This is a genomic window from Mycobacteroides sp. LB1 (assembly GCF_013449725.1).
In the GTDB taxonomy this organism is placed as follows: domain Bacteria; phylum Actinomycetota; class Actinomycetes; order Mycobacteriales; family Mycobacteriaceae; genus Mycobacterium.
In genome coordinates this window covers 288,178-306,677 of sequence record NZ_JACCFF010000005.1, presented here as the reverse complement: position 1 = coordinate 306,677, position 18,500 = coordinate 288,178, and the positions used below count along the sequence as shown (strand labels likewise).

The following is an 18,500-nucleotide window of genomic DNA, read 5'->3' as shown; positions in this document are numbered from 1 at the left end:
ACACGGTGCTGCGTGCAATTCTCGACTCTGCGGTGTAGGACGGCCTGGTGGCAACAACGTTGCGGCACAGGTCAGTCGCCCGGGAGTCCCTCGAGTGAAAGCATCCCATTTGGCGCTTCCACAGATCTAAGGCTTTGTCGACAAAGTGCCGAGGATGTCGGTGTGGCCGGGCCTGTCCGGTAGGACTCAGGTGGCTTGAGCTAGTTCGTGATTGCGTGTGTCGATAGCTTCCTGGGTGGCGGGAACCAACAGGTCCCCGCCGGTACCGGCTGTGCTCTGGGCGTAAGCGACGTGCGGGCGCTGATCATGCTCATATTGGGCGAATGCTGTATCTAGATTGTCGGCGTTGTCGGTCAATGCCTTTGCCAGCAGCCATGTTCCGGTGATCGCCAGGCTGGTTCCCCGCCCCGATGGTGGGGATGCGCAGTGGGCGGCGTCGCCGACGAGGACGACCCGTCCTCGATGCCACGACGGCATGTGGATCTGGCTCATGGAGTCGAAGTACAGCTCGGGGTCGCGGCATGCCGCGTCGAGCAGTTCGGGCACTCGCCATCGGCCGTGTCCGTCAAATTCTTCTGTGAGGATGCGCTTTTGCGTATCGAGGTCCTGGTATTCGTAGTCGATCCAGGGTGAGCGGAAGGTCAGCACCGCCAGCGCCACGTCGCGGTAGGTGACGATCCCGGCCATGTGCCCGGGGAAGTTGTAGATCGGGTTTGGCGCACCGTCCACCTGGTAGCCCGTCAAGTTCACTAAGGCGGTGTAGAAGCCGAGGTGACGCAGGTACTGGCGCTCGGGCCCGAAAATGAGCCGGCGAGTGCCAGAATGCAGACCATCGGCGCCCACCACGAGGTCGTAGCGGGCCCACTCGCCGGAGGCAAATAGCACGTCGACACCGTGGCCGTCATCGTGCAGTTCTGTGGTGGACTCGCCGAACCTCAACGCCACGGACGGCCCGAGAGCATTGCGCAGCACGTGCGCCAGGTCTTCTCGGGGGATTTCGGTGTCGTCTGCCGAATCGTTGATCTCCGCGAGCGGCAGATCCGCCACGCGGTTACCGTCGCCGTCGACGAAGCACGTGCGCTCCGACATGTCGACTCGTCGGGCTCGGATTTCATCGAGGACGCCCATCTGTTGGGCAACGGCCAGCGACTCGCCGCGAATATCGATCGGTGATCCGTTGACCCGAAGATGTTGTGCGCGTTCGACGATCGTGACGTCGTGACCGGCGGCACCCAAGTTGACGCCTGCGGACAGCCCGGCCATGCCCGCACCAGAAACCAGAATGCGCATAGTTAAGCCCCCTCAGGGATAGGATCCATTGTGTATCTAATGAACGGTAGTGATCAGCATTAGGAAACGCAATGTCTCTTAATCATGACGAGGCTCCGCAGCGTCGCCGCGGCCTGGCGCTGGAGAACGCGCTTCTGGCCGCGGCCTGGGAGGAACTCAATGAGCGCGGCTACGACGACTTCACCGTCGATGGCGTCGCCGCCCGGGCCTGCACCAGTCGCGCAGTGCTGTACCGGCGCTGGCCGGGAAAGCCGGAACTGGTACACGCCGCACTGATCGCGGTGATCAACAAGGATCCAGTCACTGTGCCGGACACCGGCAGTCTGCGCGGCGACGTGATCAATCTGCTCCAACAAGCCAACAGCCAGCGTGGACATCTGGCCGTCACCGCCATCACCCGGCTCGGTGGCTTCTACCGCGACACCGGCACCAATATCGCCGATCTGCGCGACGCGCTCGAGGGCGGGCGAGGCGCCACTATGGACGAACTCATCGCCCGCGCCGTTGCTCGTGGGGAGATCCGGCCCGGCCAGATCGATGGCCGAGTCGCACAGCTACCCACCGACCTGCTTCGCCACGACGTGTTGTTCACGCTGGCGCCCCTGGCCGATGAAGCCATCGAGGAGATCGTGGACGCGGTGTTCTTACCTCTCGTCCGGCTCGGCGCCGACTACAACAACATCTAGGTCAGGGCCCGTTAGTGGTTCTTCTGTGATTTCTGTTTCCTCTTGGTGTCGGTGGAAAGGGCCTTTGGGGCGCAGTGAGACACGCAAGCGGGCAGGGGATTCGACCGCGAACCCAAACTCCAGCTTCCTCGTGAACTTGGTCTAGATCGGCGGGTCTCGTATGGACAGCCAGTGCCAAGCGGCAAATACCTTTGGCCGTACGATCATCGCTATGGCTGATGGGTCCAGCTGCCAGCGCCGCTGGTTGGGTGTTGTGGTGGGTGCAATGATCATGATCGCAGCGGCGACTGTAAGTGGATGTCGGACAGAGAGCCCGCCTGCGGCAGCCGACCCGTTGCCCTCATGCGATCGGATTAGCACTTGGGATGAGGGCGATCAGAAGGATTGCCAGTTGACATCCAATGACTATGCGGGGCTGCTCTTTCAAGGCTGGACGATCAAGAAAAATACTGGGGCGCAACGTTTTGGCTATCCGATGGCGTACGAGGTCGACGTTCATGTGATATCGCCGGGCGGGCAAGAGCAGCAGGTGATTGCCGAACCAGCGTCTAGGGCTTGCGGCAATGGGTTCTTCTTGCGCGATCTTGATCGTGATGGTCGCGACGAGGTGCTGATCATGACCGGCTGCGGCGGCACTGGTGGCGAAAACTTGGCGATCTGGCGAGCGGCGGGAGACTCGACCCGGTTCGTGCGTGCCGGCGAGATGTTCGGATTCTTGAACTTCTGGCGGACCTCAGACGGGTTTATCGCCCAGTACGCACATTCGAGCGCCGCGTCTGGCGTGGTGTCACTCTACGAGTTTGTCGGTGATCGGTTGGTGGAGGCCGCCGCTCTTGAGGTCGCAGTGGCAAGTCTCGATGACCCGTGGATTACTCATTCGTGGATAGTGACCGGTAACACCAAATGTGCGTTGAGTCGTGAGGGTCGCCCGCCCGAGACGTTGGCCATCGGTGATGAGCGGCTGAAGTCTCATGGGATCGATCGGGCTACAGCGGAACAGCATCTGTGCGTCGCGCTGGGTGACTATTACGCGAAGAAGTAGGCGCCTGCCTCAAAGTGGATCGGGTTATCACGGTTACACGAGTTCCGTTACTGCACAGTTTGATTGATGCCTTTCGCCTGGCTTTCCGCGTCCGGGAGGTCCAGCACCTTCTGGTGACGACCAGACCCCGGCGTTGGGCACTCGGACCGGCGGGAGTGTTTCCGGCGCTGCTATCGCTCGTCTGCACTCTTGTCGCAGTCATCGCAACAGTGTTGGCGTGCTTTGGATTTACTGTGCCGGTGGCGCTGGCCGATACCTACGGGGTCAGGCATTTCACCACACCTTCGGGCAACATCTCCTGCATCATCGCCAACGAGTGGCCGCGGCCGTATGTGCGGTGCGATCTCAACGACGCCACGTTTACTCCGCCGCCGCGGCCCACTAAGGAGTGCTACGGCAGCTGGGGGCGCAGTGTGACGATGACGATCGGCGAGAGCCCGGCGTTTCACTGCATTTCTGACTGGGCAGGTGGCGAGAACCTGTTCGTGTTGAAGTACGACGACGACACGAAGGTGGGCCCATTTCAATGCTCAAGCCGAGAAGACGGTCTTACCTGCGTCGACACCACCACCAGCAGAGGGTTCCGCCTCGCACAGCAATCCTACGAATTCCTCCCGTGAGAATGCCAAATCCGTCCACTGCTTGAGCGGGTTACGAGTGTTGGGGAGTGGAGGGGTCTATGCCGTGTTATTGAGTTTCTGGGCAATAAGGTCTGCGATCGCCTCGGCGACTTGGGTGTTCGGAGCTGCGCGGCGAGGATCGTTGGCGATGTCAATGACTTCGGTGTCGATGAGGTACCGGTCTTCCTGGGCGAGAACGCGTTGCACGACAGCCGGTCTAGGGCTGCTGGGCCCCGAGAGCAGCAGCACAGATGTGACTCTGTTGCCGGTATCGGAAACAGAGATGATCTCGTGGGCGATCATGTACTTGCTGGTGGCATGCACGGTGACTGTGCGGCCCTGGCATTGGCGCCATTGGGTGGAGAACTGTGAATACCAGGTGTGGGCGCTGGCCCGAGTGTCCAGTTCGATGATTCCGGTGGTGGTGCGGAAATTGGGTGTAGGAAAGTAGTTGGTGTCGGTGTTGGTGGCCCACGTGAGCCTGATCGCTGCGCGCACGGGAGCATCCTCGTAGGTGTACCGCATTGCCGGTGCCTGTACCTTGAGGCACTCGAGAGGGCCAGCGTCTGCCTTCCCGTTGGGAAGTACCTCGACCCCGCCGGATCTGCCCCCGTACCTGTTTCGCATCGGTGAGCCCAAGGCAGTGGACAGTTCAGCATCATTGGGCAGCAGCTCGGCGACCGGGCGGTGTGGCGGTTCGGGCAGCGGGCTGATAGTCACAGCACGCCCGCTCACCGCGACCGAGCAACCAGTCAGCAGCACCGCGGCACATGCCGCAGCGCAAGGTTGCCACAGGTTCATCACAGTTGGTGATCTTAGGTGCCCTGTCGTCGGCGCTTGGTGTCCGCCGTATTGAGTGCGCCGCCATGAGTGCGTGGACTCACGGAATCAACTGCGGTTGGCCTCGTCCGGGGTTGGCACAAACGCGGGCATGGATACGCCCTGCCGCGATAGGTTGCTGATATTCGCTATAGTTCGTGGTTATGGGGATTCTTGCGGGGTTCGATGAGTTGCTTTCTGAATTGGGTGCCGACGCTGTCAGTCTGAGACCTGAGTCGGGGGACCCTGATATTCGGTCCTCGTATCTGGGTGGGCATCCGTATTGGCCAGAAGGCAGCCAGTGGCCGAACTACCGCGGTGAGCCGATGTCATTTGTCTGCCAGATCAACTTCGCAGAGGTCCCGCAGCTGCCCGGTTTCCCAGGTGAGGGATTGCTGCAGTGGTTTGTCGGCAGCGATGACGTGGCGGGTATGACGTTCGATGACACCCAAGGCACTCGAGGGTTCGAAGTCAGGTGGATCACTGATCTGAGCGCCCCGTCGACGCGCTACGTCTCCTATCCGACGCCGTCGTACGGCGACTGCGGTCAGACTCTCTTTGGTGTGGTCGGTCGCTGCCCTGGATATGACGCGCCGTACAGCTTTCAGGAACTAAATCCACTGCCGTATCGCATCGTGTTCGAACTGGTGAAGACGCTGCCCGACAGCGCGCTGCATTTCACCGACGCCCAGCGCGAAACCTTCAGGACCGCACTCAAAAACGCCGGAGTCGCCGTCAAGGACGACCCGCCCGCAATACTGCGCGCGCACTTCGATGATTTGTCGTATGTCTGGCGTGAAAAGGTCTTCTACAAACTCAGTGACACCGGCTCAATATGGTGGGGAGCGCATATAGGTGGCCATCCCAAGTTTATCCAGGACGATGTCCGTGGACTACACAACTACGCCCCTGCCGGTTCGCCAGCTTCGACTGTGCTGTTGAGCATCGGCTGCAGCGACCTGTGCGACTGGTGGTCTGGCGGCACAGCCAGCCTGTTCGGTGACCCTCGCGCGCTTGCCGCCGGGGACCTCAGTTCGATCCGCTATCACACCGACCGCTAGCGCCGGCACGATTAGTCGAAGTCAATGCCGCAGGACGGAAAGGTGCACGATGATCCCAAGAATCACCGTATGGATTGCGGTCGCTGCCATGGCGGCGACCGTATCGATAGCGGTTCCGGCATCCGCCGACACCGATGACCCAGCGGTGTATGAGGTTGTCTCCGATACGGTTTCAGTTGTCGATGTCACATATTTCGATGGCAAGGATTATCGGCGCGCTGACCAGTGCCGCCAAGGTCACGAATCGCGCGGAAATTCACGCGAACTGGCCAGCCCAGCAGGGAAATTCAGGCTCCGTGACAGCGCGGATCCCCTACCAGGGGAAGGTGCTGATCGAGAACACACGTGATCGCGGTGAAGTCGGCTGCTCGACAAGCACATTCAGTTTTCACTGGGGGATAAAGCTGGACCACCATTGTCTTCGACTCAAAGAGGTATCGTGATCAAGAAGATCCTCACAACGACCATGCTACTCGTCGGGGTTGCCGCGGGTATCTACTTGACCGGCATCGGAATCCTCTTGCAGGCCTGGGATGAATCCATGCTCAGGTTCGACCAGCAGCCGACTACATCGTCATACCTGTGGTGGGGAGTAAGTGCCTTCGGGCTGGCTCTGATAGTGGCCTGCGCCCGGGTAGGTATCCGATCGCTGCGTGGACGGTCCAAGGGCGCCGATGTTCGGTGGGTGCACGGGTCCTGCGAGTAGTTGGGCTCGGGCTTCGAGCAGTGGGGGATAGAGCCACCAGAACACGCTCAGCCCTGCAAGCATGACCGCAGTGGAGAGGTTGGAAAAAGTTATAGTCCGGCCGAAAGCTGAGATGCTCAGCTGGAACAGAACATCGACGGCCGCTATCCCGATCAGAACCTTGCGTACTCTAGGCGTCATTGAGGTGCGCTGGCGTTGGGCCATGCGAGCGGCTGCACGCCGGATCGCGGGGTCGGCTGGTACAGGCCCCGATAGGACGGCCCTGGCCGCCTGCCGATACTGGCGCGGTGTCAGACCGTCGAGCAGCCGGCGCATCTGCGGTGCTCTGGATCGCGCCGCCACAGACAGCACCAGCCCACCAATGACCGCCACGACGGTTATGCCGATCCACCAGCCGAGCCATTGGCCCGGCTCGTTGCGGTTAGTGACCGCCACCGGGATACCCGCAGCGGTGAAAATCAGGGCCGAATACACGAGCCACTGTATCCACCACGGGGCAAGCGCAAGTCTTATCCACACCAGCACAGTGTAAGCAGACAGCAAATTTGCGGTATGAGACGATGGCCGGAGGGTTGGGGACACGCCGTGGACCTCAGCGAAGAGGACGAGGGGAGTGGGCATGAGAAGAGCGAGTAGTGCCGTTCGTTCGGTTGCCAGAGCATTCACAACGGGATTGGTTGGTGTGGTTGCATTCTCGCTGCTGCCCGTCGGCTCGCCTTCGAATGCCGCTGCGGCACCGTCTATTCCAGACATCGACGCGTTGATCGACGACAGCGGCCCAGTGCCCTCCAGCCCCGCGGACCTCAACGCGGTACCCACCCTGTGGTTCAGCACGGTGACCGGGCTGTCGTGCAAGGAGCAGACCGTCAAGGTGACGCACCAAGTGGCATGCGCTGGCGACCTGCCGGGACAGCCCACGGGAACGCACATCGTGGATCTGCAGGGGGTTTATGACCAGGGCCTCGGGCCGGCCCAGTTCATTGCCAAGACCTCTGACGAGTTCTTCGGAGACACCGCGAACGAGGTGCCTGTCCTGCTTGCCCCGGGCCACAAGATCGTTTTCTGGAACTTCCCGCCCTCGCGGTCTCTTGTGTGTGGGGTGCCGGCGTCAACGGACCTGGTCTGTGTCCTCAAAGCTCCGCACGAAATCAGCTCTGACGCAGGTCCGCCGGTCACCCACGGTTTCGTGGTCGCGGCGTCTAAGAGCTGGGTGTTCTAGTTTCGTGTACCGCATCAGGGAGTTTGCACAGTGATTGTTTAGTCCTGCAATACTGTTTGCTGTGCAGATGCGGATGATTGGGTTGCCCTGGTGGGCACGATGGATTTGCACATCCTTGCTCATGGCACTGGTTATGGGTCCGCTGCTGTCGATCGTCCCGGACTGGGATTTCAGCCCGGTATGGGCCTGGTCAATACTCGGAGTGTGCGTGGTGATCGCGGCGGTATCGGTCGCCTACCAGGAGAAGGCGCATCGCGCCTATTCGGTCGTGCTGGACAGCGTTGGTGACTCGCACCGCTCCGATGTCGTGAAGGCGTTGTGGCGCCGACAGATCCCGGCAGATCCTGTTGTGCTGAATGCCGGAATCCAGCTAGGCGATACCCTGAGCAAGCTCCGCAAGGACTCGTCGTCTTCTCTGGCGTCGCCGGTGATGTGGATCGGGATAGCGCTCCTTCAGATTTACGTCACGCACAACGTCAGGAGTGCTGTCGGATGGACCTTGTGGGCTTTTCTGTTGGTGCCGTATTTCTTGTCAGAGTGGTACGTCGGACACCGCCAGGAGCGGCATATTGCGTTACTTCGAGCTGCAGCAACCGGGCAGACCACAGATATCGGCCCCGTCCTGGGGAAGCGAGATCGGCTGTGGCTGGCGGTGATGGCACTGGGTCTCGTGGCGTGCGCTGTCGGATTGGCTGTGACTTATGAGCGGGAATGGCCCAGGCGGGACTGCGACAAGACACTCGATGCCATTGTGGCCGTGCACGAGCGAAATCAGCTGACTAACGGGCGGCTGATGGTGCAGGGCGGCCCTAGCCTTGCTGATTACCAAGAGTGGTCCGATCAACTTCAGCGCGAAGCTGCCAAGATGACGACGTCGGATGTGGCCCCGCGCATACGTCATATCGCGGATCTGTCGGTGCAGGTGACGAACGTGGTGCGTAGTGCGTACGCGGCTGCACCGACCAGTAGTGCTGCACAGGCCGCCGACCGGGACGCTTCGTACCAGAAGCTCATCGGGCAAATGCTCGACGAAGTAAAGGCCACCAACACCTTCTGCCGGGGTGGATGAGCATCAGATTCTGATGCACCCCTGATCGTGCGACTGGACCGTACTCAAACCTCATGAGAGTTGGACGTTTTGAGGGGCACGAACCGCTTTCCTCGCAGTCATCGCGTTTGCAGCTGGCATCGGGCTCGGCATGCTGCTGTGTTTCATACTGGCGGTGGTCCTGTTCCCGTTCTTCTGGTCTGCGGGCTTGTACTTGGGATTCTGGATCACCTTTGGTATCAGCGTGATACTTGCGATTGCCGCCGTGGCCCGCATGATTCGGTTCAAGGAAAAACTCTGCTATCGGCATGCCGTGTTGGCCGGCTTGTGTTTCCTCACATGGTTTGTGGCAGTCGAGGTGGCCGTGGAGTACGGCTTGCAGACCCTGCACCGTTGAGCATCGACAGAATTATGTTGCCTGACAACCGGGTTACCGAAACGCCCTGCGACGACGCCTCGTGAACCGACGATCTGCCGCAGATTTCCCGCTGTCGCGGTGATGATCCCGCAATCCATGCAGGACTAGTCAATCCCCAACATTCACAACTCGATGCGATGCTATCGACCTGCTAGGTCGGTGGTCATTCGTTACTGTTCGACGCCAAAGAGCCCGGCGCGCTTGCACTTAACCGCATCCCAGGTGCCGATCGCCCCCAGCGTCAGTGGAAACAGGGAAAGCCAGAACATTTCTGGATCGCGGTAGTGAAAGTAAGTCCAGAGTCCGATGCTGCCAATGGTGAGCACAAGAATGGCGCATGCCACCCTGCCGCGAAACGAAAAGAGCCCAGTGCTCGGGCCAGAGATACCGACTACCTCCGCATCTCGTTGCATGTGGTGGTTTTCTAGCGGATATGACGACGGGTTCTGCTGAACAGAGATGGAGGGCTGCGCGGTGCCGCCGAGGCGAGTCGGTAGGGGATTCTGGTGTGCGGCGTGCGCCAGGACCACCGAACGGGCCTGCAGTAGAAGCGGATTGATCCAGCCGCGGGCGCCGAGGGCTCCAAACAACACGGCCACCACATACCCGCCGAGACGAAATGAATGGCCCTCGGCCATCGCGATCAATACAACGACACCCACGACCATGAGGATCATCGAGACCTTACGCTCTCGCATGCCTTGGGCGCCGCGCAAGCGGGCCAGCCGGGCCGCTGCGAGCAGAATGGCGGGATCGCTCGGGGGCGGACCGATTCGCAGTGCCTTGGATACGTGCCGGTAGTCGCGCGGTGCCACACCAGCCATCAGCGGCGCGATTTCACGGCGATTCCGTTGCGCTGATATCGGCCCCATAATCAGTCCGAAGACGACGGCGATGATGACGCACTGCACCCAATCGGGCCGGGAATCGGTCGCCGCCGCGTAGAGGGTCCACAGGATGAAAAACAACACCGAGTGCACCGAGGCTTGCACCCACCACGGAGCAAGTGCTAAACGTAGTCGCACAGAGCGAGTATAGCGATACAGCAAATTGTTGACGTGACGGGATCGGCATGTGGTTCACATAGGGTGTTAGGTGATGAGAGCACCGGAACCGGACTTCTACATCGCCTTGATGGCCGCGGTGAGCGGAGGCATCGGCCTACTGGCAGAGCCGCGCGAAAGCACTGTCCAGAAGTGGCTTTACTGGGTAGTCGCTCCCGCGGTAGCCATCGTATGCATCTCGTTGGCCCTCAAAAGCGTGCTTGCCGGATTGGGACTTGGCGCCTTCGTGCTCCTCTTCCTGGCCATGACGTATCTCCGCTACAAGCTCTAGTACCGCCGAGCGGTGACGGTCGAGCGCGCGTCACCAGATGTTGATTCGCCTTCTAGCGCATACTTGTCCGTGAGCAAGGTACGGGTTCTGCGGCTTAGGCCCCACGATCCGTCTGACCCCGGTTGACGGCTACGGCGCGCCGGGGTTGCTCCATCGGCTCACGCCTGGTCCGTGCCGCTGCACCATTCCTTCGAGTCACTGTCTACCAACGGGATTCGCTGTGTGGATGTGCACACGCTCGGGCCAGCTGCCGTGCTCGGCGAGCCACAGCACCACTGGCCGCGTGGTGTCTTCGCAGCCGCTCGCTGCCAAACGTCCTCCAAGTATCAAGGAAAACATTTGATTTCGCGAAGTAGAATGTTGACATCTGTGCGGTGCTTGATGGGCCTCAGCGTCAACGGGATTTGAACTCAATCCTGCTAGGGCCGCTGCTGGAGAGAGGCGCAACGCCAGACTCGGGGGTGTTTGCGCCGCCGCGGCGTGTTTGGCGGCGGACACCACGTACCCACTGCGGCGGTGTATCTCGGCAGCGACGAAGTATGCCCTGGCGGCGCTGACCTGTGTGGTCGTGAGCTTAGGGTGCTTGAACGCGGCCGTCATGCGCCGACCGTACCGCCGGTCGGGGCAGCTCCCGATGACTCGGACGCACCGGCGAGGCAGTCCCGCTCCACCGCGGCGCACTGCGCCCGCACCTCCGCCACCGTCGGCGACAACTGGTACGCGTGGTGGTGACAGAAGCCGGTCAGCTGATGCCAGGCGTCGATGAGCGCCGGACCTGCCGGTGTCTTGTCGAGCGACTTGAGTACGGCCAGTTTCGCTTTCGCGGTCCCGATAACCGTCTGGACTCCCGTCAGCTCTGCGCAACGAGTGTCGATCAGGTCCTCCACGGCCTGCCGCGCGAGGAATGCGGCCAACCGTGCGGAGTTGCCCAACGTAGTCCCGTGAGGGGAGTCGAGGAGTCTGCCGGCGCGTGCGAGGAGCACCTCAGCGTGGCTGGTCACCGGCCCTCCGCGATGTCGCGGACTGTCTCGCGGAGATCACGAACGGTGCCGCGGTCGAGGATGGCGCCTTTGTGGACTCCGGTCGCGCAGATCGCCAGCGTGGGGAACCTGTGTGCCCGGTAGTTCTTCCACGCACCGATGTCTGATGATGGATCGCCCGTCAGCGCCAGCGCGACACAGTGTTGGGTGTTCTTCGCGCCTTCCCAGACCGCGTCAGTCTCGTGGTATGCCGCGCCTGCCCGCGCGCGGTCGGTGAAGAACCGTTGGTGTGCGGCGGCCTCGACCGCCATCCGGAACAGACCCGGGGCCGCTTTCAGCTTCACGACTTCGTCCAAGTCTTCGTCCAGGATCAAGGCCACAGCGTCGGAGATATACCGGTCCGCTGGCAGGTCGTTCTCCTTCACCACGACCAGCGAACCCTGCTCCCGGGTGACATCGAGGAGTTGGGCCGGCACTGAGCGGGCGCGGATCGCTGCCGGGAGCCGGTCGTCGTGGGAGAACACGATCACCTGGCGCGTCTTCGCAAGCTCGATCAGCACGTCGAGGAAGCCGGCGATCTTGGCCGGGTCCATTGCCTGGATCGGATCGTCGAGCACCAGGAACCGGAACGGGCTCGCCGGGTTCGTGGCACGCGGGATGAACAGCGCCAGGGCCAGTGCGTGCAGCTCGCCTTGACTCATCACCGACAGCGCTCCGGCTGGCACGCCGTCGACAGCGCCGTCGACGACGACATGGCGGCGGTTGGACGCCCCTTGGAGCGTGATGTTGCCGATGTCGACGTTGCTCTCGTGTCGCATCTGCCCCCAGATCTCACTCGCCTGCTCAACCATGGGCGCCATGCGCCGCTCCCGCAGCGTGTCTGCGCACCTGCGCAGGCACTTCACTGCGGCTTTCACCTTGTCGAGGCGGTCGTCATCGACGCGTGCGGCGTTCTCCAGCTCGACCCAGGAGAGGATCGCGCCCGCTGTGGGTGCCCATGCGTCTTCCAGCTCGTCAGCGCGCTTTGCCGCCTCCAGCCGCAACGCGCCCGCGGCCGCCGTGAGGTTCGCCGTGGCCGTTTCCACGTGCGCCGGCAAGTCGGCCAGGTTCCCGGGTACGGCTCGGGCGTTCGTGAGCGCCGTGTCGAAGTCCGGGAGGGAGCAGAGCTGCACCCCTTCGATGCTGGCGACGGCTGTCACGTCGGCTGCGAAGCACTCCGCCGCAGTCCGCGTCTGCTTCAGCCGCACTGCTACCTTCCGGTGTGCGGCGGCATCCGCGTCAGCCTTTGCGAGACGCTCCTCGGCAGTGGCGCGCCACGTGACGTTGAGAGTCCCGGTCTCGCAAACCGGACAGGCTCCGTCTCCGGTGTGTGCGTGTACGTCCAGGGCTTCGCGCAGCAGGTTGGCGCGCGCCACTAGCGCCTCTTCCGCAGTCCCGGATGAGGCGGTGTACTCGTCGATGGCAGCCCGCAGTTCATTCGCGATTCCGGAGGTGGTGGAGGCCCGCGGGACTTCGAGCGCGGCGATGGTCCGCAGCCACGCGATCGTGGCGGCCTGGCCGGTCGCGGTCCCCGTTGTCGTCGCGGTGATCGCGGCGAGGTCGTAGGGCGCTTTCGTGGTGAGCCTTTTGACTTGCTCCGCTCGCGGGTCCGCTGTTCCGTCGAGGGACTGCCGCAGCTTGGTGCGGGCCTCGGTGGCCGCTTTGCGCGGCTCGCCGAGCCGCTTCTCGGTCTGCTTGAGCAGAGCGTCAGCGGCGCTGACCTCGTCGAGTCCGAGCAGCATGTTCAGCGCGTCGTAGAGCGCGGACTGCCCTTCCTCAAAGAGCCCGCCGAGTTCGTCGTAGGACATGAGCGGCCGGTGGGTTTCGAGGGCTTGGTTCCAGCCGAGCGCGCTGACCGGCGCCTGTTTCTGCCCCCTGATCTGTGACCAGCGCTTGGCCTCGTCCAGCTTGCAGTCCGGTGACCAGTTCGCTCCGACGGAGGCGGTGGTGCCTATGCGCTCGTCGTCTGGCTCCATCGCGAAGTCGATCGCGATCGACGCCGGTTCACCCGCGTGCAAGTTCCGCCAGTGAGCTTCCCACTGCTGGGTCTTCTTGTTGGCCCAGCGGTAGCTGGTACCGGTCAGCGCGTACTCGAGTGCCTCGGCGAAGCTGGACTTCCCGGATCCGTTGCGCCCGCTGATCACCGTGATACCGCGACACGGCGTCAGCTCCAGCGTCGCGCGTCGGCCGATACCCCGGAACCCCTCCACTGTGATCGATCGGAGGAACGCCCGCAGCGGTGCCGGCTCGCTGGTCGCCGCGGCTTCGGGCCGCTGCGGTGCGGGGGCGTCACCACCCAGCTGATCGGTGAGCTCGTCGTCACCTTGAAGCGCCGCAGCGACGAGGTAGATGGTGTCTTCCGTCATCGTCTCGTCTGCATCGAGCAGTTCCCAGATCTCTGCTTCGACCGAATCGCCGAGTCCCGAACCATCCACTGTTATGTTCCCTTCCCCGAAGTGCACGCAGCTTTGCACACAACCCCGACGCGTTCGGGCGAAATTGTCGGGCACGCAAATCGACTTAGTCGGCTTCCGGGTCTCTCACCGGAAGCAGGTTGGAGAAATGCTCACGCGCTGTTGCTCCGCGGTGCGCACATGCGAAGTGGAAACTTGGCGCAGTGAGAACAGGACCGAGCTAGATGCCCTCAAAGAACGAGCCGTCGACCGACACGTCTTCGACCTGCCTGATCCGCGTGGCGACGCCCATCTCGAACTCCTTTAGCAACTCGCAGAGTCTGGCCCCGTCGATGAGGTCGAGCGGCGGCACACCGTCCCGGTCGTCTTCGGCTTTTGCATCCGCCGTGAAGGTACCGGTCGTGATGATCAGGCCTTTGTCGCCGCGGCCCATCATCGCGCCGCGGAAGTCGCGGACGGCTCCTGGTCCGACCGAACCGCGATACCGCTTGCACTGAAAGTGGACAGGGAAGCTCACGAGGGAGAGTCGATACACACCGACTCCGTCGATCCCGCCGTCGCCGGACTTCCCCGTGACGCGGGTGTTGGTCAATCCGGCCTCGCGCAGAAACCGCTGCGCGAGCCGCTCGAACGCTGCGGGTTCCATCTGCATCAAGGCGTCGAGAAGTTCATCCTGCCACGACTCCTCGGTCCCAGGACCGGTCAGGTTCGGACCTGGGGCATCGTCCGCTGCCTTGTGCTTCCGAGGCTTGCGGCCTGCGGCGATGTACTTTTGCCGCAGCGGTTCGATCTCCGGCTCAGTGACGGACCGGCCCCCTGCGGTGAGGCTCCAGACACCCCGTCGGGAGTTCTCGGCCAGGCCCATGCCTTTGAGGTACGACCTCGCCCACGCGAGCCAGTAGGCAAGCTCGGTCCCGGGTCCGTCGCCATGCAGCTCCACCTGTTGCGCCTCGGAGAAAGTTCTTCCGCTCAAGGACGCGCTCGTTGATCTCGTCGATGGAACCCGAGTCGCCGAGATTGCGCATCGCTTGGACAGCGGGCCAAAGCAATTCCTGGTACGGGGGCACATCGATCACAGCTCTGAACCTAGATGCCCGGTGCCGAGCCCAGTTGTTCGACATGCGCTGTCACCCCCCCCCCCCGCGGAGTCGCCTCTCCGTCATCGCATCAGCGACTTCGGTCGGCGGAATTCGGAACCCGACGGCACCGATTGGTGGAAGGCCACCCCGTGCTGATCGTCCGCGGCCCCGCTGATCTGAATCCTCGGTACCGCGTGTCCGGGGGACACGACACCACTGTTGTCGCCCCGGGACCGTAGATTGCCCAATATGTCCGAATTGTCCGAAGCCGTTGTGGTTCGCTTGCTGTCCAAGGATCACACGCGCACCGAGGCGGACGTGCAGTCGGACATCAAGGAGCTGCTGCTGCAGCCGCGCTTCGGTCTTGAGGATCAGCACAGCCCGAAGCTCGAGGTGCACACCGAGGACGGCCGCCGGATCGACATCCTCGCCGGTGCCACCGTCATTGAGGTCAAGAAGGACCTCACCCCCGTCGTGCGTCGCGCTGCCGAACCTCAGCTTTCCGGCTACATCGAAAACCGGATCACGCTCACTGGCGGCCGTTATAACGGCATCCTCACCGACGGCCGCATTTGGGCGCTGTACGAACTTGACCCCGCCACTGGTGAACTCGCAGTGCGATCGGAGCTGATTGTTAGCACCATCGACGACACGGAGCGCCTTGTGGCGTGGCTCGGTTCGGTGCTGGCGACCGATCACGGGCTTACCCCAACGCCGAGCACGATCGAAGACCGTCTCGGCGTGGACTCACCCGCGTACGCGCAGGATCATGCCTACCTTGCCAGCTTGTACGACTCGCTGGCAGGCGACGGCACCGTGTCCCTGAAGCGGGCGCTGTGGGCGCGGCTGCTCCGCAGTGCGCTGGGTACCGGTTTCGACAACACACAAGGGCGACTCTTCATCGACCACACCATGTTGGTGATCGAGGCGACGGTGATCGCCCACGCCATCATGGGCTTCACTGAGCAGGACATGATGGCCGACCCCGCAGCGATGTTGGCGGGTGACAAGTTCACCGAGCATGACATCCACAACGCTGTCGAGCCCGGGTTCTTCGACTGGCTCCTGCAGCACGCGGACGGCAGGAAGTTCATCCGCCAGCTCATTCGCCGTGTCGCGGTGTTCGATTGGGATAAGGCCGAGCACGACGTGCTCAAGCACCTGTACGAGTCGGTCGTAAACGCCGCCACGCGCAAGACTCTCGGCGAGTACTACACGCCGGACTGGCTCGCCGAAGCTGTCATCGAACGCACTATGGGTGACGATGTCCTGGACAAGAGGGTGCTCGACGCCGCTTGCGGCAGCGGGACGTTTCTGTTCCACGCGGTTCGGCGGTACCTCGCCGCGGCGGACGCGGCCGGCCATAGCCCGATCCAGGCGATCAACGGGGTGCAGTCCCATGTGTTCGGTCTCGACATCCATCCAGTGTCGGTCGCCTTGGCCCGCACTACCTACCTGATGGCGCTCGGGCCTCGCCTGGCCGGGCCGCGCGACCCGATCACCGTGCCGATCTACCTCGGCGACGCAGTGCAGTGGGCCTCCGATGCCTCGGCAGCCGCGGACACGATCAAGATCCCCGTGGACGCCCAAGACCTCGCGAACACTGCCACGGCCGCCGAACCGACGCTCATCGACATCGAGCAGACGCTGATATTCCCGCTCTCGAGCATCGACGACCCCGGCACGTTCGACCGGCTCACTACTGCGCTGACGGACCTCGCACAGACCGTGACCGACAAGAAGATGAAGCGACCGTCAGCGGTGTCGGTGCTGAACCAGTTCTCGATCAGTCCGACTTCTGAGGACGGCAAGATCCTCACCGAGACCTTTAAGTTGCTGTGCGATCTCAACGCCGAAGGGCGCAACCACATCTGGAGCTTCTTCATCCGCAACCAGGTGCGGCCCCTGTGGTTCTCCCTGCCCGGTCGCAAGGTCGACGTGCTGATCGGCAACCCGCCGTGGGTGTCCTACCGGCACATGACTGGACCGATGCAGGCCCAGTTCCAGTCCTTCTGCACTCGCCGCAACCTCTGGCACGGCAAGTCCCTCTCGACGCAGCAGGATCTGGTGGCGCTGTTCATCGTTCGCGCTTGCGAGTTGTACCTCAAGGACGGCAGCAAGTTCGGGTTCGTTACTCCACTTGCCGTGCTCGATCGCAAGCCTTACCAAGGCTTCCGCGCAGGCAACTGGGGAATGTACGAGCGCGGGCAGATCACAGAATGGTGGGACTTGGAGAATGTCCGGCCACAACCGTTCCCGGTCCCCGCGGGGTCGCTCTTCGGAGTGCATCGCAACTACGACGCGGTGCCTTTCGGCGGGAAGGAACCGCCGCATGGCAGCCCCGACACCAAGCACGTGGTGTCGGGTCGCACAGCCAGCACGTGGGAGGACACCGCCCCGGCTCTGACGAGAGCTATCGCCCCGTATTCTGCGCGCACCACTACCGAGAAAGCTGCGTCCCCCTACGACGCGTTGGCCCGCAACGGAGCAACAATCTTCCCGCGGTACATGTTCTTCGTGACCCGGACCGGAGGCAGCGGCAGGCTCGGGCACGCAGCTGGGAAGCAGCCGGTGGTATCGCGCCGCAGCGCCCTCGAGAACCCACCCTGGAAGAACCGCCCTGATCTGCACGGTTCGGTCGAGAAACAGTTCCTACACCCAACGCTGCTCGGCGAGTCCATCGGCCCGTTCCGAGTCCTTGAGGTCTTGGAGACGGTACTACCGGTGGCCGGCGGCAAGCTGCTCGACCAGTCAGAAATCGACAAGAGCCCCGGCCTGGCGCAATGGTGGAAGGCAGCAAACAGTGACTGGGATGCGCACAAGACCGGCCAAACCCGCACGAGCGGGATGACGCTGACCGAGCGTCTGGACATGATGAATGGACTCACCCGACAGCTTGGAGGAGCGAAGCACCGCATCCTGTATTCGAAGTCGGGCAACACCCTCGCCGCAGTACGAACTGACGACCCTGATCACATCGTCGAAAACGCCCTCTACTTCGTGCCGGCGAAGAACGAGTCCGAGGCCGTGTACTTAACCGCGGTGCTCAACGCGCCCGCGGTCACAGTGGCAGTCGCTCAGTACCAGTCTCGGGGTCTCTTCGGAGCACGGCACTTCGACAAATACGTGTGGCTGTTGCCGATACCCCGGTATGACGCCACAAACCCTGATCACGAGCACATCGTCAAGCTCGGCCGGCGAGCTGAGGCAGTTTCTGCGGAGGTCGACATCCCAGAGAACACCGGGTTCCAGAGGGCCCGCAAGCTCATCCGGAACGCGCTCTGCGATGACGGTGTGTCCGCTGAACTGGACGCCGCAGTGACTGCCTGGCTATCGGGCCCTTCCAACGCCTGACCACTGTCACACCCCGCGGGTACCGTCGCGAACATGACCGCACCTGATTCTAACGTCGATCAGCGCATGGAGCGGGCTGCCGACATCGCACGCCGCGCCACCCTCCACCGGGTGGCCCGTACCGCCGGGGTGATGCAGGGGTTGCTCAACGCCGCTATCATCCGCGAACACCTCCTGGGCCCGGAGTGGACCGAGGCGATCACCGCGATGGAGAGAGTCTCGTCGCTCTCACAGAGGCTCGCCGCTGAGGGCCTTGACGGCTCACCTGAGGCCGAAGCGGTTCGAGTGGCCGCCGCGAAGATGGCCGACGAGGGGTACGCCGAGATGTGGTGCATGCACGATGATTACGAGGATGAGTAGGGCGCGATGGCCAAGCGCGACCCCTGGGGT

General features: G+C 62.6%; 18 protein-coding genes. 10 read left to right on the top strand and 8 right to left on the bottom strand.

Features of this window, described 5'->3' with window-relative positions; genetic code table 11:
- Positions 1-186: 186 nt before the first annotated feature.
- Complete coding sequence (locus tag MLB1_RS19715) at positions 187-1,290, bottom strand: FAD-dependent monooxygenase (RefSeq protein ID WP_180751526.1); 1,104 nt, start codon at positions 1,288-1,290, stop codon at positions 187-189.
- A 71-nt stretch (positions 1,291-1,361) separates the two neighbouring features.
- Between MLB1_RS19715 and MLB1_RS19710 the strand changes: the two genes are divergently transcribed.
- The 3 genes from MLB1_RS19710 (at position 1,362) to MLB1_RS24165 (ending at position 3,638) form a co-directional block, all read left to right on the top strand.
- On the top strand, positions 1,362-1,976 hold the full coding sequence (locus MLB1_RS19710) for a TetR/AcrR family transcriptional regulator (RefSeq protein ID WP_180751525.1): 615 nt from the start codon (positions 1,362-1,364) through the stop codon (positions 1,974-1,976).
- Positions 1,977-2,367: 391 nt separating this feature from the next.
- Positions 2,368-3,018: a hypothetical protein gene (locus MLB1_RS19705; protein ID WP_180751524.1), complete on the top strand. Its 651-nt coding sequence runs from the start codon at positions 2,368-2,370 to the stop codon at positions 3,016-3,018.
- Positions 3,019-3,131: 113 nt separating this feature from the next.
- Positions 3,132-3,638 carry a DUF6636 domain-containing protein gene (locus MLB1_RS24165; RefSeq protein ID WP_371750660.1) on the top strand — a complete coding sequence of 169 codons (507 nt, stop codon included), beginning with the start codon at positions 3,132-3,134 and terminating at the stop codon, positions 3,636-3,638.
- 57 nt (positions 3,639-3,695) lie between these two features.
- Here MLB1_RS24165 and MLB1_RS19695 read toward each other — a convergent pair whose 3' ends face one another.
- Positions 3,696-4,358, bottom strand: coding sequence for a sensor domain-containing protein (locus tag MLB1_RS19695; RefSeq protein ID WP_371750659.1), 663 nt, complete (start codon positions 4,356-4,358; stop codon positions 3,696-3,698).
- 263 nt (positions 4,359-4,621) lie between these two features.
- Here MLB1_RS19695 and MLB1_RS19690 point away from each other — a divergent pair, with 263 nt between their 5' ends.
- Entirely contained in the window at positions 4,622-5,518 is an 897-nt protein-coding gene (locus tag MLB1_RS19690; RefSeq protein WP_180751522.1) for a DUF1963 domain-containing protein, read from the top strand.
- A 574-nt stretch (positions 5,519-6,092) separates the two neighbouring features.
- On the opposite strand, the gene MLB1_RS19685 is transcribed toward MLB1_RS19690, so the two are convergent.
- Entirely contained in the window at positions 6,093-6,743 is a 651-nt protein-coding gene (locus MLB1_RS19685; protein ID WP_371750658.1) for a hypothetical protein, read from the bottom strand.
- Positions 6,744-6,843: 100 nt separating this feature from the next.
- Between MLB1_RS19685 and MLB1_RS19680 the strand changes: the two genes are divergently transcribed.
- From MLB1_RS19680 to MLB1_RS19670, 3 genes are all read left to right on the top strand, one after another.
- Positions 6,844-7,443 carry a hypothetical protein gene (locus MLB1_RS19680; RefSeq protein ID WP_180751521.1) on the top strand — a complete coding sequence of 200 codons (600 nt, stop codon included), beginning with the start codon at positions 6,844-6,846 and terminating at the stop codon, positions 7,441-7,443.
- A gap of 121 nt (positions 7,444-7,564) precedes the next feature.
- Entirely contained in the window at positions 7,565-8,512 is a 948-nt protein-coding gene (locus MLB1_RS19675; RefSeq protein ID WP_219603324.1) for a hypothetical protein, read from the top strand.
- 130 nt (positions 8,513-8,642) lie between these two features.
- Complete coding sequence (locus MLB1_RS19670; RefSeq protein WP_219603323.1) at positions 8,643-8,888, top strand: hypothetical protein; 246 nt, start codon at positions 8,643-8,645, stop codon at positions 8,886-8,888.
- Between the two features lie 191 nt (positions 8,889-9,079).
- Here the strand turns inward: MLB1_RS19670 and MLB1_RS19665 are convergent, their stop codons facing one another.
- Positions 9,080-9,880 carry a hypothetical protein gene (locus tag MLB1_RS19665; protein WP_180751610.1) on the bottom strand — a complete coding sequence of 267 codons (801 nt, stop codon included), beginning with the start codon at positions 9,878-9,880 and terminating at the stop codon, positions 9,080-9,082.
- 127 nt (positions 9,881-10,007) lie between these two features.
- Here MLB1_RS19665 and MLB1_RS19660 point away from each other — a divergent pair, with 127 nt between their 5' ends.
- Positions 10,008-10,244 carry a hypothetical protein gene (locus MLB1_RS19660; RefSeq protein ID WP_180751519.1) on the top strand — a complete coding sequence of 79 codons (237 nt, stop codon included), beginning with the start codon at positions 10,008-10,010 and terminating at the stop codon, positions 10,242-10,244.
- Positions 10,245-10,840: 596 nt separating this feature from the next.
- Here the strand turns inward: MLB1_RS19660 and MLB1_RS19655 are convergent.
- The 4 genes from MLB1_RS19655 to MLB1_RS24160 form a co-directional block, all read right to left on the bottom strand.
- Positions 10,841-11,245 carry a hypothetical protein gene (locus MLB1_RS19655; protein WP_180751518.1) on the bottom strand — a complete coding sequence of 135 codons (405 nt, stop codon included), beginning with the start codon at positions 11,243-11,245 and terminating at the stop codon, positions 10,841-10,843.
- Positions 11,242-13,698, bottom strand: a complete 2,457-nt coding sequence (locus MLB1_RS19650) for an AAA family ATPase (RefSeq protein WP_180751517.1) — start codon at positions 13,696-13,698, stop codon at positions 11,242-11,244. Before MLB1_RS19650 ends, MLB1_RS19655 begins: the two co-directional genes overlap by 4 nt.
- A gap of 199 nt (positions 13,699-13,897) precedes the next feature.
- Positions 13,898-14,650 (bottom strand): restriction endonuclease, encoded by a 753-nt coding sequence (locus MLB1_RS19645; protein WP_371750657.1) that lies wholly within the window; start codon positions 14,648-14,650, stop codon positions 13,898-13,900.
- Positions 14,651-14,836: 186 nt separating this feature from the next.
- Positions 14,837-14,965, bottom strand: a complete 129-nt coding sequence (locus MLB1_RS24160; protein WP_255486027.1) for a hypothetical protein — start codon at positions 14,963-14,965, stop codon at positions 14,837-14,839.
- Between the two features lie 40 nt (positions 14,966-15,005).
- Between MLB1_RS24160 and MLB1_RS19640 the strand changes: the two genes are divergently transcribed.
- Positions 15,006-18,110 (top strand): N-6 DNA methylase, encoded by a 3,105-nt coding sequence (locus MLB1_RS19640; protein WP_180751516.1) that lies wholly within the window; start codon positions 15,006-15,008, stop codon positions 18,108-18,110.
- A 33-nt stretch (positions 18,111-18,143) separates the two neighbouring features.
- A complete protein-coding gene (locus MLB1_RS19635) occupies positions 18,144-18,470 on the top strand; it encodes a hypothetical protein (RefSeq protein WP_180751515.1) in 327 nt (108 codons plus the stop codon).
- Positions 18,471-18,500 lie beyond the last annotated feature (30 nt).

Coding starts and splice junctions, on each gene's coding strand:
- MLB1_RS19715 (WP_180751526.1), bottom strand. CDS start 1,290: ATGCGCATTCTGGTTTCTGGTGCGGGCATGGCCGGGCTGTCCGCAGGC.
- MLB1_RS19710 (WP_180751525.1), top strand. CDS start 1,362: ATGTCTCTTAATCATGACGAGGCTCCGCAGCGTCGCCGCGGCCTGGCG.
- MLB1_RS19690 (WP_180751522.1), top strand. CDS start 4,622: ATGGGGATTCTTGCGGGGTTCGATGAGTTGCTTTCTGAATTGGGTGCC.
- MLB1_RS19680 (WP_180751521.1), top strand. CDS start 6,844: ATGAGAAGAGCGAGTAGTGCCGTTCGTTCGGTTGCCAGAGCATTCACA.
- MLB1_RS19675 (WP_219603324.1), top strand. CDS start 7,565: ATGGCACTGGTTATGGGTCCGCTGCTGTCGATCGTCCCGGACTGGGAT.
- MLB1_RS19670 (WP_219603323.1), top strand. CDS start 8,643: ATGCTGCTGTGTTTCATACTGGCGGTGGTCCTGTTCCCGTTCTTCTGG.
- MLB1_RS19660 (WP_180751519.1), top strand. CDS start 10,008: ATGAGAGCACCGGAACCGGACTTCTACATCGCCTTGATGGCCGCGGTG.
- MLB1_RS19640 (WP_180751516.1), top strand. CDS start 15,006: ATGTCCGAATTGTCCGAAGCCGTTGTGGTTCGCTTGCTGTCCAAGGAT.
- MLB1_RS19635 (WP_180751515.1), top strand. CDS start 18,144: ATGACCGCACCTGATTCTAACGTCGATCAGCGCATGGAGCGGGCTGCC.